Origin of the sequence: Spiroplasma chrysopicola DF-1 (assembly GCF_000400935.1) — a bacterium.
Taxonomy (GTDB): Bacteria; Bacillota_I; Bacilli_A; order Mycoplasmatales; family Mycoplasmataceae; genus Spiroplasma; species Spiroplasma chrysopicola.
Genome location: NC_021280.1, coordinates 804,630 through 821,603, shown reverse-complemented (window position 1 = coordinate 821,603; position 16,974 = coordinate 804,630). Strand labels below are relative to the sequence as shown.

General features: G+C 28.5%; 20 protein-coding genes and 1 pseudogene. 19 read left to right on the top strand and 2 right to left on the bottom strand.

From position 1 onward, the window contains the following. Positions 1 to 249: 249 nt before the first annotated feature. From SCHRY_RS03770 to eno, 8 genes and pseudogenes are all read left to right on the top strand, one after another. Positions 250 to 1,161: pseudogene (locus tag SCHRY_RS03770) on the top strand (Mbov_0399 family ICE element protein); the annotation flags it as partial. A gap of 156 nt (positions 1,162 to 1,317) precedes the next feature. Beyond that, positions 1,318 to 1,443, top strand: a complete 126-nt coding sequence (locus SCHRY_RS05630) for a hypothetical protein (protein WP_269077126.1) — start codon at positions 1,318 to 1,320, stop codon at positions 1,441 to 1,443. A 177-nt stretch (positions 1,444 to 1,620) separates the two neighbouring features. Continuing rightward, on the top strand, positions 1,621 to 1,797 hold the full coding sequence (locus tag SCHRY_RS05595; RefSeq protein WP_236607983.1) for a hypothetical protein: 177 nt from the start codon (positions 1,621 to 1,623) through the stop codon (positions 1,795 to 1,797). Positions 1,798 to 1,862: 65 nt separating this feature from the next. Then, a complete protein-coding gene (locus SCHRY_RS05590; RefSeq protein ID WP_016339146.1) occupies positions 1,863 to 2,327 on the top strand; it encodes a UPF0236 family transposase-like protein in 465 nt (154 codons plus the stop codon). After that, positions 2,305 to 2,550, top strand: coding sequence for a hypothetical protein (locus SCHRY_RS05585; RefSeq protein ID WP_016339145.1), 246 nt, complete (start codon positions 2,305 to 2,307; stop codon positions 2,548 to 2,550). The genes SCHRY_RS05590 and SCHRY_RS05585 overlap by 23 nt, the downstream gene beginning before the upstream one ends. A 34-nt stretch (positions 2,551 to 2,584) precedes the next feature. Beyond that, complete coding sequence (locus tag SCHRY_RS05580) at positions 2,585 to 2,815, top strand: hypothetical protein (RefSeq protein ID WP_016339144.1); 231 nt, start codon at positions 2,585 to 2,587, stop codon at positions 2,813 to 2,815. Between the two features lie 428 nt (positions 2,816 to 3,243). Further along, complete coding sequence (gene mgtA, locus SCHRY_RS03760; protein ID WP_016339143.1) at positions 3,244 to 5,946, top strand: magnesium-translocating P-type ATPase; 2,703 nt, start codon at positions 3,244 to 3,246, stop codon at positions 5,944 to 5,946. Between the two features lie 135 nt (positions 5,947 to 6,081). After that, a complete protein-coding gene (eno, locus tag SCHRY_RS03755; RefSeq protein ID WP_016339142.1) occupies positions 6,082 to 7,458 on the top strand; it encodes a phosphopyruvate hydratase in 1,377 nt (458 codons plus the stop codon). 69 nt (positions 7,459 to 7,527) lie between these two features. On the opposite strand, the gene SCHRY_RS03750 is transcribed toward eno, so the two are convergent. Both SCHRY_RS03750 and SCHRY_RS03745 read right to left on the bottom strand, forming a co-directional pair. Then, positions 7,528 to 8,703 (bottom strand): IS3 family transposase, encoded by a 1,176-nt coding sequence (locus SCHRY_RS03750; RefSeq protein WP_016338826.1) that lies wholly within the window; start codon positions 8,701 to 8,703, stop codon positions 7,528 to 7,530. A gap of 101 nt (positions 8,704 to 8,804) precedes the next feature. Continuing rightward, complete coding sequence (locus tag SCHRY_RS03745) at positions 8,805 to 9,545, bottom strand: MIP/aquaporin family protein (protein WP_016339141.1); 741 nt, start codon at positions 9,543 to 9,545, stop codon at positions 8,805 to 8,807. A gap of 160 nt (positions 9,546 to 9,705) precedes the next feature. Here SCHRY_RS03745 and hpt point away from each other — a divergent pair, with 160 nt between their 5' ends. From hpt to SCHRY_RS03690, 11 genes are all read left to right on the top strand, one after another. Then, on the top strand, positions 9,706 to 10,287 hold the full coding sequence (hpt, locus tag SCHRY_RS03740) for a hypoxanthine phosphoribosyltransferase (RefSeq protein ID WP_016339140.1): 582 nt from the start codon (positions 9,706 to 9,708) through the stop codon (positions 10,285 to 10,287). Between the two features lie 22 nt (positions 10,288 to 10,309). Next, positions 10,310 to 10,960, top strand: a complete 651-nt coding sequence (locus tag SCHRY_RS03735) for an ECF transporter S component (protein WP_016339139.1) — start codon at positions 10,310 to 10,312, stop codon at positions 10,958 to 10,960. A 52-nt stretch (positions 10,961 to 11,012) separates the two neighbouring features. Next, the gene (locus SCHRY_RS03730) at positions 11,013 to 11,369 is read left to right on the top strand and encodes a hypothetical protein (RefSeq protein WP_016339138.1); all 357 of its coding nucleotides are present in this window, start codon (positions 11,013 to 11,015) and stop codon (positions 11,367 to 11,369) included. Positions 11,370 to 11,384: 15 nt separating this feature from the next. Further along, complete coding sequence (locus SCHRY_RS03725) at positions 11,385 to 12,074, top strand: SGNH/GDSL hydrolase family protein (RefSeq protein ID WP_016339137.1); 690 nt, start codon at positions 11,385 to 11,387, stop codon at positions 12,072 to 12,074. Positions 12,075 to 12,087: 13 nt separating this feature from the next. After that, complete coding sequence (coaE, locus tag SCHRY_RS03720) at positions 12,088 to 12,660, top strand: dephospho-CoA kinase (protein WP_016339136.1); 573 nt, start codon at positions 12,088 to 12,090, stop codon at positions 12,658 to 12,660. Between the two features lie 3 nt (positions 12,661 to 12,663). Beyond that, on the top strand, positions 12,664 to 13,380 hold the full coding sequence (locus tag SCHRY_RS03715; protein ID WP_016339135.1) for an RsmE family RNA methyltransferase: 717 nt from the start codon (positions 12,664 to 12,666) through the stop codon (positions 13,378 to 13,380). A 15-nt stretch (positions 13,381 to 13,395) separates the two neighbouring features. After that, on the top strand, positions 13,396 to 13,974 hold the full coding sequence (locus SCHRY_RS03710; protein WP_016339134.1) for a hypothetical protein: 579 nt from the start codon (positions 13,396 to 13,398) through the stop codon (positions 13,972 to 13,974). Positions 13,975 to 14,004: 30 nt separating this feature from the next. Then, a complete protein-coding gene (locus SCHRY_RS03705) occupies positions 14,005 to 15,000 on the top strand; it encodes a Gfo/Idh/MocA family protein (RefSeq protein ID WP_016339133.1) in 996 nt (331 codons plus the stop codon). Beyond that, positions 14,987 to 15,649, top strand: coding sequence for a deoxyribose-phosphate aldolase (deoC, locus tag SCHRY_RS03700; RefSeq protein ID WP_016339132.1), 663 nt, complete (start codon positions 14,987 to 14,989; stop codon positions 15,647 to 15,649). Before SCHRY_RS03705 ends, deoC begins: the two co-directional genes overlap by 14 nt. 15 nt (positions 15,650 to 15,664) lie before the next feature. Then, positions 15,665 to 16,501: an aldose epimerase family protein gene (locus SCHRY_RS03695; RefSeq protein ID WP_016339131.1), complete on the top strand. Its 837-nt coding sequence runs from the start codon at positions 15,665 to 15,667 to the stop codon at positions 16,499 to 16,501. 198 nt (positions 16,502 to 16,699) lie between these two features. Next, on the top strand, positions 16,700 to 16,972 hold the full coding sequence (locus SCHRY_RS03690; RefSeq protein WP_016339130.1) for an HU family DNA-binding protein: 273 nt from the start codon (positions 16,700 to 16,702) through the stop codon (positions 16,970 to 16,972). The last annotated feature ends 2 nt before the right edge of the window (positions 16,973 to 16,974 follow it).

The following is a 16,974-nucleotide window of genomic DNA, read 5'->3' as shown; positions in this document are numbered from 1 at the left end:
AATTAATTATTTTAATATATATTATTTTTTCTGATGAATTAATTAAAAAATAAGCACTTATTTTTTGAAAACATTTATTTTTGCTATATGTATAAGTTTAAAAAGTTATTATGTATTAAAGCACAATTTAAATAAAATTAAACATTTAAATCCAAATTTTTTGTAAAGTACCACAGACATTTAAGACGAGATACTCTTTTAAAAATTTTAACACAGCTTCAGTTGGTGTTAAAATTTTTATGTTCTTATGTCACTACATATTGAAAAGACTATAAAAGTAATGTTATTGTTCAAAGAATCCCACCTAATCCAGAACCAGAAAATTACCAAGATATTAGTGATAATATTGATGTTTTAAAATTAAATGAAGAAGAAGTTAATCCTATTCGTGATGCAATTATTGATAAAGTTAAAAGATACATTAACAAATTTACTGATAAAGCTGTTCTAGGAATTGATTATCAGATTAAAACCCCTGATGGTAAAGATATTACAGTTAACGCATCCGGGTTAGAACCTTTGCTAAATAATAAGGATAATCTACAATTTGTAACAGTTTCAGTTAATACTTTAGTTACTTCAACACTTTTAATTGGTAACGCGTTTTTGTCAATCCGTAATTCTTCAACTTATAATCCAGAAACTAGTTGTGATTTAAGTGCAATTCAGTTTAAAAATTATCAATATAATTTTTCTAAGTTTAGTGCTGAGCAATTAAGAAATTGAATTGATGAAGATGTTGAAAATTACATGGCTAGCTATAAAAATAATGGTATTGATTTAAACGAAGACTATGGAATTTCAGCAAATAAAATTCCTGATGAAAATCCCGAAACACATGCAAATACACCAGGAGATTTATCAGATGTCATTTTAAATGAATTTTTAAAGGTAGAAACTGCTGTTTCAACTTTAAAGCTATTTGTTTATTCAGCTTCAACAAGTGATAAAACAACTGGTTATTCAGAATATACATTAATAAATGATCCTGAGTCTGAAATTGTTCCGCCAGACCCTTCAACTCCGCCTGACCCAAATAATCTGGTTGTTAATTTCCAACATAAATATCTATCATGATTATTGCCAATAATTTTATTACCAATTGTAGGTTTAGGAATATTTCTAACTTGGTTTATTATCCGTCGACATAAAAAAAATTAGATAATTCTTAATTTTAAATCCTATTTATTAAATAGGATTTTTTTATTTTATGTTAAGATAAAAATGACTATTTACAGATAATTATAGATTACAGAATGTATCAAAGAAAATAAAATATTAGGATTCAATCAAATCAGAATAGGGGTAAAAAATATTATGTACCAAAATAGTATTAACTTTTCTTTGTATCAAAATGACTATTCCCAAAATATCTTTAAACAAATTAAAATGTTCGAAGATTTTGAAGAAGAAGTTAAAAATAAAACTAGAAAAGCTATTTAAGAGTACTATGAATAGTTAGATTTACATTTACGTAAAAAATACTCAAATAATAATAAAGGATATATTCTTTATGGTAAGCGTCCAGCCACTTTAATTATTGAATGAGGACCAGTTACTTATGAAAGAACAAGATTCCGATATTATGATCGAAAAGAGTATAAACATAAATATGCATTTTTGTTAGATGTTGAAATTGGCCGTAAACCTTATCAGCGACTACACTTTGACTTATATATTAAAATATTGAAAGAATTAGATAGTGGTAAACGCTACCGCGATATTTTAGATAAATATAAGTATTCAGAAATTTCATTAATGACAATTTCAAACATTAATCGAAGTATTAATTTGTAAGAGTATAATAATTTTTGTGCTAATTTTGATAAGAAAAAATTAAGTCCAAAGAAAAATATTTGTATGTGGGAGTTGATGATACGTACACCAATATTTTTAATTACAACAAAAAATTACGAAAGAAAGAAATTAGTAAAAGTACAATCCGGATGGCGTATGCCCATACCGGTTTTGATGAAAAAAAGTCAATTAATAATCGTAGATTTTTAAGAGATAAAAAATTATTTATGATTTTAAATGATAAAGGAAAAAATGAATTACACAATTATGATCAAAAATTGTATAAGTTTCTAAATGAAAACTATGAATTAAAAAATAAAAAACTTATTATTCTAGGGGATGGTGCATCATGAATTAAAACAATTGCATCTCAATTTCATTCTGATATTGTTTTAGATGAATTTCATTTAAAAAAATATTTACATCAATGTTTTAGTTTTCGTAGGTTTAAACTAAAAACAAAAGGTTATTTAAATTCAGTCGAAATTAAAAAGCGAGCAATATATTATGACTTTGGAAGCATTTATTAAGAATGGTGATGTAACTAATTTAATAAAATACATTGAAGATTTATTAACACCACTTTATCAAAATAAATTTGTGTTTTTAAGACATAAAAATGCTCAAATTCAAGAACTTTTAAAATATGTTAAAAATAACAAAGAAGGAATTAGTAATTATAGTAAAAAATACTATATTGGTTCACAAACTGAATCTCAAATTTCACATAATGTTAAATCTTTAAAGTCTTAGTGTTAAGGCATATAGTAAAAGAACATTTTCCAATATGTTAAGTATGAGAATAGCCAAAGTAAATGGATGAGATCCAATTGAAATTATTATCAATGACTATAATGATGAAATTAAAGCTAGAAAGAATTATTTTTTTCAAAATATTTGAGTAAAGAACAATATTGATGAAGAATATATTCCAAAGCAAGGTTCTGTACCAATTTTAAAATCAAAGAACAGAGCATTTGCCAGGGCAGTTCGACATACATTAACTAGTAAAAATTAACATATTAATTTAGCAATTTAATAAATTATTAACTAATTTATAAAACTAGTGCTTTTTTGTCTTGTAATTTTTACTAAAAATGGTTTAATAAATATAAGTAAATAAGACTATTCATCTTCTAAATGCTTATAATGCAAAAATAAGCATTTAAAAATATGCCTCAACAACCACATAATTTATTCCATCAATCTTTAAATTATGGTTGCAATAACCTCTAAATTTTGTTAAAATAAAAAAAGTGTTAAAGGAGGTGGTTTTATGGTAGTATCCGGTTATTCCGAAAGGAAATTATCAGACATTAATTTAATTAATTGATGTGATTCAGAGGTTACTGCGGTAAAACCACTTTTTTAGTTGTTGTAAACTAATATTTTTCTGTGGTTCCCTATAAAGTCTGATGAACATCAAGTACTAGAGGGAGATTAAATATGAGAAAAACTAATTTCTTTCATAAACATAAAAAGAAAAAGCATATTTATGCTTATGAAGAACAAATTCGAAAAAATGCCAAAGCTAGTCAAGAAGAACTATTAAATGAATTTAAAATTGCCAGTTATGGATTAAGCGAAAAAGAAGTGCAAGATCGTCAAGCCAAGTATGGTAAAAATGAAGTTAAGGAAAAAAAGTTTCCTTGGGGATGGGAATTTCTTAAAAGTTATTTTAGTCCGTTTAATATCATTTTGCTTTTAATTACTACCTACAGTTTATATAGTTACTTTTCAGAAGATGAACCTTCAATTTTTGATTTAGTAGCAGCTTGTATTGTTGGAGGAATGATTTTATTAAGTGGAACATTTACTTACATTCAAACAATTCGTGGTAATTTAATTGCAAAAAAATTAACAAAGTTTATTAGTAAAAAAACGATTGTCATTCGCGAACCATATTTAACAACAAATGAAATTAATCGTAATAATGAGTTTGAATTTATTAAATATGGAACAGAGATGAGCGCGAATGAATTAGTTCCAGGAGATTTAATTCATTTAGCAACTGGTGATGTTATCCCAGCTGATGTGCGAGTTATTTTAAGTAATAACTTATTAATTAATCAGTCAAGTTTAACAGGAGAATCTTTACCAGTTCAAAAACAAGATCTTTATCAGGAAACAAATAATTTTATTGATTTTGAAAATATTTGTCTAATGGGAACAACTGTTGTTTCAGGAAATGCTTTAGGAGTTGTTGTTGCTACGGGAGAGAATACTTATTTCTCATCAATTTCTGAAACAATTTCTGAACGCCGCCCGCAAACTAGTTTTGCCAAAGGAATTAAAAAAGTAACATTCTTATTAATTATTTTTATGTTAGTAATGGTGCCAATTGTTTTAGTTTTAAATGGATTAACAAAAAATGATTGAACAACTTCATTAGTTTTTGCGATTTCAATAGCGGTTGGGTTAACACCAGAAATGTTGCCAATGATTGTTACATCAAATTTAGCCCGTGGTTCAAAAAAATTAAGCCAGCAAAAAATTATTACTAAAAATCTTAGTGCAATTCAAAATTTAGGAGCAATTGATGTTTTATGTACCGATAAAACAGGGACAATTACAAATGACAATATTGAACTAGTTGATTATCGTACTTTAGATAATAAAAATAATGAACATTTGCTTAAACTATTATATTTAAATGCCTTTTATCAAACCGGAATTCGTAATCCATTAGATTCAGCTATTACAAATTATATTGATAAAAATAATTTAACTATTACAACTAATGCTTATCAAAAAATTCATGAAATTCCTTTTGATTTTCACCGTCGTCGCTTAACAATAATTGTTAAAACAGCTTACGATGAATCAATTGTCATTAGTAAAGGAGCTGTTGAAGAAATTCTAAGTACATGTAAGTATGTTGAATATCAAGGTAAAATAGTGCCATTAGATGATAGTATGATGCGTCAGATCAAAAGTACTGTTGATGATCAAAATTCACAAGGTTTACGTGTTTTAGGATTAGCATACAAAAATTTACAGGCTAAAACTGATGATTTTATTGATAGCGCTGAAGGAGAATTAATTTTCTGTGGATTTGCTAGTTTTCTAGATACACCAAAAGCATCAGCCGCGGGAATGATTAAATCATTAGCCCATTATGGAGTTGATTTGAAAATTTTAACAGGGGATAATGAACAAGTAACTCGCGCTATTTGTAAACGAATTAATTTAAAAATCAAAGGGGTAATTTCAGGAAGTGAAATTGAAAAAATGACCCCTGAACAGTTAGCAAAAATTGTTGAAAAAAATAACATTTTTGTTAAATTAACACCAATTCAAAAAGTTGAAGTTATTAAAGCTTTAAAAATGAATAACCATGTTGTTGGTTATATGGGGGATGGAATTAATGATGCCCCAGTTCTTCGCCAAAGTGATGTGGCAATTTCAGTTGATAATGCCACTGATATTGTTAAAGAAGCATCAGACTTAATTTTATTAGAAAAATCTTTAAATGTAATTGAAGAAGGAATCGTTGAAGGGCGAAAAGTCTTTGGTAATATTTTAAAATATATCAAAATTACCATTGCTTCGCAATTTGGTAATGTCTTTAGTGTTTTAGTTGCTTCAGCATGATTACCATTTACCCCAATGATGCCAGTTCAATTATTATTCCAAAATCTATTATATGATATTTCCCAATTTGCGATTGCCTTTGATCGGGTTGATAGTAGCTTTTTAGCAAAACCCCAGCGTTGAACCACAAAAGACTTTTTACCATTTGCCTTAATTAACGGCCCAGTATCATCAATTTTTGATATTGTGACCTTTGCTGTTTTATATATTGGCTATGATGTTAAAAATCATGTTGATGACCCATCAGCAATAGCAATGTTTAATGCCGGATGATTTATCGAAGGACTATTAACACAAATTTTAGTTGTTCAAATGTTCCGAACAGAAAAAATTCCATTTATTCAATCGCGTTCACCATGGCCAGTTAATGTCATGACCGGACTATTATGTGCAATAGGCTTTACAATACCATTTACAGTTTTAGGAGCAAATATGAGCATGGTTTCACCACCATATTCATTTATTGGAATTGTAATTGCCATAATTATAAGTTACTGTCTACTTAGTCAGTTAGTCAAAATGGGTTATATTAAAATCTTTAAAAAATGATTATAAAAGTTTAATTAAATTAAACTTTTTTATTTTTTTGACGAAGTTATTTAAAAAAATGCTTTTTTTAAATAACTTATTTACTATTTGAAAGACAAGGAATATAATAGATTTATTAGGTTAAAAAGGAGAAAAATAGAAATGTCAAAAATTGAAAATATTTATGCTCGTGAAGTCATAGATTCACGAGGAAATCCAACAGTCCAAGTTGAAGTTTGAACAGAATTTGGTGGGTATGGTTCTGCAATGGTTCCATCAGGAGCATCAACAGGAAGCCGTGAAGCTTTAGAATTACGTGATGGTGATAAAGCAAGATACTTTGGGAAAGGTGTTTTAAAAGCAGTTGAAAATGTTAACACAAAAATTGCTGATATTGTGATTGGAATGGAAGTTTGTGATCAAGTAGCCATTGACAATACAATGATTCAATTAGATGGAACTGATTTCAAAAAAAACTTAGGAGCAAATGCCATGCTAGGAGTTTCAATGGCTGTTGCAAAAGCGGCAGCTAATGAATTAGAAGTACCATTATATAAATATCTTGGGGGAGTTAATGCTAAAACATTACCAGTGCCAATGTTAAATATTATTAATGGTGGAGAACATGCTGATAGTGCAATTGATTTCCAAGAATTTATGATTATGCCAGTTGGAGCACCAACTTTTAAAGAAGCATTACGTTGATCAGCTGAAATTTTCCATACTTTAAAGAAAATTTTACATGATAAAGGTGATATTACTGCCGTTGGTGATGAAGGGGGATTTGCCCCAAACTTTGCTTGAGCATATAAAAACCAAACTTTAGAAGCATTTCAAGCTCAAACTCCAGCCGAAGTTGCCTTAGAATTAATTGTTGAAGCAATTAAAACAGCTGGATATCAACCAGGAGCTGAAGGAGTAATGATTGCAATGGATTGTGCTTCATCAGAATTATATTTTGAAGATAAAAAATATCATTTCAAGAAAATTGAAAAAGTGACTGGAAAAGAATGAGCAATTTCGACCGAAGAGATGGTTAAATATTTAGATAAATTAGTTGATAAATACCCAATTATTTCAATTGAAGATGGCTTAGCAGAAGCTGACTGAAAAGGATTTGAATTACAAGTACAAACAATGGGATCAAAAATCCAAATTGTTGGGGATGACTTATTTGTTACAAACCCAAAAATTACTGCTGAAGGAATTGCCCATAATGCAGCAAACTCAGTATTAATTAAATTAAACCAAATTGGAACTGTAACAGAAACAATTGATACAATTCAATTAGCACAAAAAGCAGGATGAACAGCTGTTGTTTCACACCGTTCAGGGGAAACAGAAGATACAACAATTGCTGACTTAGCTGTTGCATTAAATACAGGACAAATTAAAACAGGAAGTATGTCACGTAGTGACCGTATTGCAAAATATAACCGTTTATTAGTAATTGAAGATGAATTAGGAACTTCAGCAAAATATGATGGAATTAAAACATTCTATAATCTAAAAAAACATGTTGTTGAATTTAAAAAATAATTTTTAAACAATCAGTTATTTGTTAAAGAAAAGGGTTAGGTACTTGAATATGTCAAGAAAAATAGACAATTAAAAAGTTACTTGAAGGGATGATTTTCTGTATTGAACAGGACTCATTCCTTTTAATTTGGCTTGTGGTCTAAAATTATTGTAAAAATAGATATATTTAGGTAGATTTTCAATAATTCATTTGGCTGTTCGTTTTTTTCTTTTTATATGATATAAAAATTCAGTTTTCATAGTACCAAATCATGATTCTGTATGGGCATTATCATAAGAGTTTCCACGTCTGGACATTGAAATCGTAATTCCAAGATAATTGCATAATTTTTCATAATCAGAATTTGTATAATGAAAACCTTGATCTGATTGTAGAACTCAAGTTGATGGCTTTCCAGCTTTTACTCAAGAATTAATTATGTTTTTAAAGACAAATTCTTTTTCTAAATTATTACTGATTTGGTAGTCCAAAATTTCATTAGTATGAAAGTCTTTTACTATTGATAAAAAATAGGTTTTGTCGCTTGTTAATAAATATGTTATGTCTGTTCCTATTTTTTGATTAATATCTGTGGTTGAAAAATCTTGATTCATGATATTTTCATGTCTTTTGTTACCAGAAGATAATTTATAATTAAATTTTTTTATTCTAATAATTGATTTTAAATTCATATTTTTCATATATCTATAGACAATATGAGGTTTTAAATTTCAATTATATAGTTTATTAATAATTAGTGTTAACATATTATATCCATAAATTTTCTTAAAAGTTAGAAATAACGTTTTAACTATTTTTGCAATTGTATTATTCCATTTATTAAAAAGTTTCATTCCAGCATTAAATCATTTATAATAACCAGCTCTAGAAACATTTAAAATTTTGCATAAATATTTAATTTTGTATTTTTTCTTTAAGGACCAAATCGTTTGAAATTTCTTCTTTTTCGATTTGGGCAAGGACTTTTTTACATCTTGAATCATTTCAATATACTCAATTAATTCTTTTTTTGTCATTAATTCAAAATTAAGATTTTTTGGACGCCCTGGTCGACGAATTCCTTTAGATTGTAGACCATTTCCTGGTTCTAACGCTTTTTCTCCACTAATTTTAACTGCCTTTTTTCAACGAGATAAAGTTGGTGTTGAAATTTCAAATTTTTTAATTGTTTTTGCTCAACCATTTTCTTTGTAATATTTTAAAATATTAAGTTTTTCGTTTTTTGTAAATCATTTTGTTCCCATAATAAAAGAATACCTTTCAATAAAATTATGACACATAAGTAACTTTTTATGTGTCTATTTTATTTTAGGTATTCAACTAAGTACCTAACCCTTTTAATTTACTATAATGCTCAGAAAATTAAACTAACAATAATTCCTCCAGTAATTGGGGCTAAAACAGGGATTCAACTATAATTTCATTGTGCCTTATTTTTTTCTTTTAGCGGTAAAAAAGTATAAATAATTCGAGGAATAAGATCTCGAACCGGATTAATAGCATAACCAGTTGGTCCACCAATTCCTAAGCCAATGGCAAAAACAGTGAATCCAACAAATAACGGAGCTAAATTATGAATTGTTTTTGAATCTTGTTCTGATAAAACTAAAATTACTAATACTAATAAAGCAGCTCCAATCATTTCGGTAAAAAAATTCAGAAACTTATTTTGATAAGTAGGAATTGTGGAATGGATTGCTAAAACAAAATCAGGATTATCTGTAACAGTATCTTTAATATGCTTTCAATAAATTGTATCAACAATTAGTTGTGCAATTATTGCGCCAAGAATTTGGCCAATTAATATTGCTGGGAGTAAAAATCATCCATGTTCAATAAACCATGTTTGTTGAATGATAACAGCAATTGTAACAGCAGGGTTTAACTGTGCTGCGCCGTTTAATAAACTAGCGACTAAGACTCCTAAAAATGTTGCAAATCCTCACCCGGCTGTTATTGCTAGAAAACCTTGATTATTTCCCTTTGTTTTTTTTAAAAGAGTATTTGCGACAACGCCATTTCCTAATAAAACTAAAATAGCTGTTCCAAGTAGTTCAGTACTAAGTTGTATAAAAAATATTGACATGTTTCCCACCTTTTTATTTTAATATTAATATTTCCCTTGCTAATATCTTTATTATTATATCTTTTTCTTTTTAATAATTAATAAGTTTTTCGTAATTTCAATTAAAAAAATTTAATATTTTAGATATAATAAACACAATAGTTGATAAAAGAGGTAAAAAATGAAAATTCATCCATTAGTTAAAGAAGTTTTATATACACGTAAAGATATTACTGCTAAGTGTAAAGAATTAGCTCAAGTTGTTAATCAATATTATCAAGAAAATTCCCAGCACAATAAAGATAATACGGTTATCTGTTTAGGATTATTAAAAGGTTGCATTCCGTTTATGGCAATGTTGCTATTAGATTTAGAAATTGAAGTTGAAACAGAATATATGACAGTTTCATCCTATGGTGGGGGTGTGGCTGGTAATTTAAATCCAGAAATAATGTTTGATTTAGTAGCAGATGTCAATGATCGTGATGTTCTGCTTGTTGAAGATATCATTGATAGTGGTAAGACAATTAAGTTAGTCAAAGATTATTTACTTGGAAAAGGAGCACGGACTGTTAAAGTTGTTACTTTATTGGATAAAAAATCAGGTCGTAAAGTTGACTTAACAGTTGATTGATATGGTTTTGATGTACCAGCGGCTTTTTTAATCGGTTTTGGTTTAGATTATGAAGAACGTTTGCGTAATTTACCATACGTTGCAATTGCTAATGTTGAGAAAATCAAAACTTGAACTTGAGAAAAATAATATAAACGAAAGAGGGGCTATTATGCGCAAATTGACAACAAGAGTAATTACAATCAATAGCATTCTTATTGCAATTTTTTTACTATTTACTTTTGTTCCACAACTAGGGTATATTATGATTGGTCCTGTTGCTTTAACTTTAGTTCACATTCTATTTTTAATAGGAACGTATGCTTTATTTTTAACAGCTGGCGTTAATTTAATTATTGCCGGAACAATTTATGGTTTAATCTTTGGTTTGTCATCTTTTTTAAAGGTTCTAGTTTTTCCAGATATAACTGCTTTTATTTTTGTTAATCCATTATTTTCCGTTGTTCCACGTTTATTAATGGGGGTAATGGTTGGAACTTTAGCACAGTTGTTAAATTATTCAGCTGTAAAAAGAGAACAAAAAGCGCTTAATAGTCAGTTAGCAAAAATAACATGATTAACGCGCTATTCTTATAAAATTTATGATGTAATTGTGGCTGCAACAGCGACAATCTTAAATACTTTTTTTGTTTTATCATTTATGTATTTTTTAGGACCGCTAATATATACTAATCCTGATCAACAAAGTTTTTTTAAAGCTTTTACTTGAATTATTTTAGCAACAAATTTTTTGCCAGAATTAATATTAGCAATATTAATTTATCCCCCAGTTGCTTATGCTTTACGGAAATTATATTACTAAGATTTGTAAAAAAGTTAATTATTAACAACTATTTGGGAGGAGGATTAGGGTAATGCCAAACCAAAAAGAAGTAACATTTTTTAAAATTATTTTATTTATTTTATTTTTACCATTACTATATGTATGATATTTTTTATCTTGACCAGCTGGTTATTTTTATGCGAAATATCGTTCAGCCAAGCAACTAACTGATAAGTTAGAACAAGGACCTTATGAATGATTTATTATTATCTTATTATTAATCCTTTGAATTTTACTCTCGTGATTAATTACTATTTTTTTTATTTGCTACACTTTTGTTGGTTATTTAAAAGCTCACCAAAGCCTTGATAATATGGTCAAAGGATTATTTGGGTTGGCATGAATAATTAATTTTTTTGAAAAAATAATTAGTGTTAAAATAAAATAGAAAGAAGAAAAAATAATGAAACAGAAAAAAATAGCTATTTTAGGTGATTCCTTAACCTTTGGATATTTACCAATGGGACGTGGTCAAATGGCCCAAAGGGATAATTGGCCAGCAAAATTAAAAAACTTCTTACAAAAGTACTATCAAGACTATGAAATTACTTTAGTTATTAATGCTTGACCAGGGCGGACAATTGTTCCTCCACGGATTGATTTTGGTTTTCCCCAAGATAATGGCCAAGCGCAAGTAACAAAATTATATCAACAGGCTGGTAATTTTGATCTTTTTATCGTTTTTTTAGGAACCAATGACTTTTTTGGCGAAGATGCCTATCAAAAAATGACCGGTGAAAAAAATATAGATATTATTAAAACAATTGTTGATAATTTATCAAAGTTATTAAAACAAATGGCAAGTTTGGTAGGCAGCAGTGAGGGTAGTCAAAAATATCAGGAGTTAATTATTTGCCCTCCCAAAGTTGTTACCAAAACAGAAGGGGAATTATTAACAAATTTTCCAGCTATTTTTGAAGAACATTTTGCTAATGAACAAGTTGGGGTTGTTAATTTACAATTAACAGCAAATCCCCATCAAGAAGATTATCAAAACTATGATGGTATTCACTATACTGAACAAGAAACTAGCGCAGTTGCGCAAGCAATATTTAATAAAATTGTTGCTGATAATTTATTACAAATTAATTAGAAAGGGTTATGAAATGATTATTGGGGTATATGGACCAATTGGGGCTGGAAAATCAACTTTATGTCACTATCTTGCTGAGAATTATCATTATCATTATTTATCAGCTGATCAAATTGCGCAAACAATCATGGCTAGTAAAGCAACAATGGATTTTTTTGCTAAACATTATCCACAAGTAATTACTGAACAAAGTTATGATAAAACACAACTTCGTCAATTATTATTTATTAACCAAAATGCCAATGAAAAGATTCGTGATTTTTTATGACCCTTGGTGGGTAATAAAATTAAGGAAATAATTACTGCTAGGCAAAATCAAAATATTGTAATTGAGGCAGTAGCATTTAAGAATTTAAAGATAGTCCTTGATTATAAGATTTTTATTACTGCGCCACCGGAAATTTTGTTTAAAAGAGTTAAAGAGCGAAATACTACTTGAACAACAGAGGAAATTAATTCATTATTAGCAATTCAAGAAGAATTATTTACTAGAGAAAAATATGATTTTAAAATAATAAATAATACTTTTGAACAAGAACTATGCAATGAAATTGACCAGATAATGGTCAAGATGGGAAGGAAATAATTAATGCATCGCTTTTTTGCCCAAAATTTTGATGGTACTTTTTTTACCTTAGAACAAGATGATTTAAAACAAATCAAAACAGTTTTAAAATTTCGTCAAGGAGAACATTTAATTTGTATTTTTGATGGTCAACATTATGAAGCGGCTGTTAACTATGATAATAACTCTATTACAATTATGTTAGTTCAACCGCTATTATCAAAACATGAATCACCAGTTAAAATAACTTTAATTGCCGGCTTAATTCGGGGGCCAAAATGAGATTTTTTATTGCAGAAGGCAACAGAATTAGGCGTTAGTGTAATTGTTCCATTTAAGTTTGAACGTTCTGTGGTACAATTAAAGAATGAAAATAGCACTAACAAATTAGCCCGCTGACAAAAGATCTGTAAAGAAGCTAGTGAACAGTCTTACCGTAATGAAATTCCAACAGTTTTTCCAATTACGAATAAACTGGCGGAAATTAAGAAATTTTGTGGGAAAATTAATTTTGTTTGTTATGAAAATGCAAGTTTAGGAGCTCGACTACATGACGTATTATCAAAACCAGGCAAGACAATTACTTTTGTGATTGGGCCAGAAGGGGGCTTAACGCCTAAAGAAATTGATCAATTACAAAAGCTAGGTTTTGATAATGTTTCTTTAGGATCTCGTATTTTGCGGGCGGAAACAGCAAGTTTAGCAGTTTTAAGCGCCATTCTTTATCAAAAAGAGTTATAAAAGGAGCAGAAGAAGATGAAATCACTAAGTATTAAATCAATTGTTAGTATAGCTAATATTATTTTATATACAGCATTATTATTGGTATTTTTGGTTTTAGGAATTAATAAAATTAGCCTTGACCCAGCAACTACTTATAAAATTTGTTATGTTTTAGTTGGCTTTGGAATTGTTTTATTTGTTATTTATCATGTTGTTCGGATTCATGAATTAAATAAAACAACATTTCAATTAACAAAAAAACACTTGGTTTATATGCAAATTTTCTATATTGGCCAGTATATTATTTTTGGAATAACCTTATTTTATTTAATTTTGGCAAATACCAATATTTTAAATCAAACTGGAATTCTTATTTTTTGATATGTTTGATTTCCAATCGTGTTCGTTTTATCAATTGCTATTTCAATTTTAGAATCGATTGTTAGAGTAGAAGAAAAAATCTTTTTAGTTAAAAAAGCGTGAAAAGATTCAGCTGATTGAGAAGAAACACAATTAAAAACGAAAAATGATTCACCCTTTACTAGCGTTAAAAGTAAAAGCCCTAATGCAAATCCCTTTTTAGATGACACAGAGAGTAAAATAAAAGAATAAGAAATTACCAGGATTATTTGAGGTGATAAAATGTTAAGAATTGGCACAATTGGAACTGGGATGATCGTTAGTGAGTTTATTAATGCCTGCCGGGAAAATAAGGAAGTTGAATTTACTTGTCTTTATTCGCGTAGTTTAGATAAAGCAAAAATTTTCAGTTTAAAAAATAATTTACAAGTCCGAATGGTTGATAATTTTGAGGAAATGTTAGATTACATTGATATAATTTACATTGCCTCACCAAATGGGTTACATTATCAGCAAGCAAAGTATTTTTTACAACAACAAAAACATGTTTTACTGGAAAAACCAGCAACTTTTTTACAAAATGAAATTATTGATTTAAAAAATATTGCTTTAATGAATAATGTTATTTTAATGGAGGCCTTTAAACCAATTCATTTACCTGAGTTTCAAATTTTAAAAAAAACCGTTGATGAAATTAAACCATTTTTAGCTAATTTTAACTGGAGTAAATATTCGAGCCGGATGAAAGATGTCTTAAATGATGAATATCCATCAATTTTTGATGAAATATTAGGACGAGGTTCATTATATGATGCCTTAATTTATCCTGTTGAGTTAGCAGGGGCATTATTTGGCCCGATTAAAGAAGTTAAAGCCATGAGTCATAAGTTAAAAAATGGTGTTGATATCAATAATATTGTTTTATTACGTCATCAAAATAATATTTTTACAAGTATCGTTTGTTCAAAGGCAACAAATGGTAAAAATGATAGTGAAATTTTAAGTTATGATTATACAATTACTTTTAATAATTTAACTAGCCTTAATAACTTAGCTCTCCATAGCCGAGAGCAAGATGATTATCAATATTTAACAACATCATCTAGTAGTACTAATAAAATGGTATATGAATTAAATGCTTTTCTTAGTCTTATTAATACAAATAATTTTAAAGAAATGGAACGGTTACTAGATTTAACAATTAATGCAATCGCAGCATTGGAAGCTATTGACCGCAATCAAAATCAGCAAGGAGAATTTATTAATGAAATTAAATAAATATATTGACCATACCCTACTTAAACCAGAAGCAACCGCCAAAGAAATTAATATTTTATGTAAAGAGGCACTAAAATTTGATTTTGCTTCGGTTTGTATTAATCCAACATATGTTAAGTTAGCAGCAACATTATTAAAAAATAGTGATGTTAAAGTTTGCACTGTAATTGGTTTCCCATTAGGCGCAAATACAACCCCAACAAAAGTTTTTGAAATTACTAATGCGCTTGAAAATGGCGCCGATGAAATTGATATGGTAATGAATATCAGTGCTTTTAAATCACAAGACTTTAATACAGTGCGAACAGATATTGCTAATTGTAAAGCGGTGCTAAAAAATAACGTTTTAAAAGTTATTATTGAAACATGCTTATTAACAAAAGAAGAAATTGTCTTAGCTTCTCAAATAGTTTTACAAGCTGGAGCGGATTTTGTTAAAACCTCAACTGGCTTTAATAAAGGCGGAGCAACAGTTGAAGATGTTAAACTAATGGCTACAACGGTTGGTGACCAGATTAAAGTTAAAGCGGCTGGGGGAGTTCGCACAAAAGAAGATGCCCTGGAAATGATTGCGGCTGGTGCTAGTCGAATTGGAACAAGTGGTGGAGTTGCGATTGTTCAAAATCAACAGCACAATGATGGTTATTAGAAAGGGAACTATAAAATGTATCTTTTAGAAAATGGTGATTTGCAAGCTAAAATAGCACAAGAACCCTTTGAACTATTTTCGCTTACAAAAAATGGTAAGGAATATATTTATCAACAAAACAATAGTTGAAAAAAATCATGACCAATTTGTTTTCCCATTGTAGGGAAATTAATTGATGATCAATACTTATATCGTAATCAAGTCTATAAAATGACAGGCCATGGTTTTTTCCGTGCCATTACAAAATGACAATTGCTTGAACATAGTGCAACAAAATTAGTTGTTAAATATGATGGGGATGATTTTTTGGCAATTTATCCTTTTCGGTTCTGTTTAACAGTAACTTATGAATTAACAACCAATGGTTTAATTAATACTGTTAAAGTGACAAATCTGGGTAATGAAGATTTACCATATAATTTTGGATGACATCCCGCTTTTAAAGTTAATCCAATGATTGGAAAAATTACTTTTGATCATCCTGCCAAAGTATTAGAGATTCCTGGGGGGCAATTTTTAGGAAAAGAATTGTTTGGTGAAATTCTTACAGAGTTTGATATCAAGGGTCATGATTTTGATCAAGGACAGTGTTATGCGATTTTTGACCACAAATTAACAAAGGTTTGTGTTGAAGATGATATTCGTAAACTTGAAATTGGGACTAAAAACTACCCAAATTTACTATTTTGAAAAGTTGATAATGACGCTGAGTTTATTTGTGTTGAACCGTGAGATGGCCATCATGATGATTATAATTTTGCAAAAATTCCATTTAATGAAAAACCATGAATTAATCATTTAAAATCACAAGAAAATAAAAGTTATCAGTTAGTTATTACAGTTAAAAAATAACAATTTTGTTTTTTCTAAAGAAAATTATTTATATTTTTTTAAAAAAAAGTTAATACTTTTAATAAAACTCTTATAAAATAAGGGTTTTATTATGCGATATTTCGGACTTTTTTTCCCATTTTTATATACTTTTTCAATAAAATAGAGTAAAATAACGATAAACCTAATGAAATGGGTTTAATTAGAAGAGGTGTAAATATGTCAAAAAAAGAATTAGTAGAATTATTAGCAGGACAATTTAACAAAACTAAAGTTGAATCAGCTGAAATCGTAGATTTTGTGTTTGATAAAATTTCAGCAAATTTAGTAAAAGGGAACGAAGTTGCTATTGCTGGATTTGGAAAATTCTCAGTTACAGCACGTGCAGCAAGAGAAGGAAGAAACCCAGCTACTGGTGAAACAATTAAAATTGCAGCATCAAAAGCAGCTAAATTTAAACCAGCAAAACAATTAAAAGATGCTTTAAACTAGGA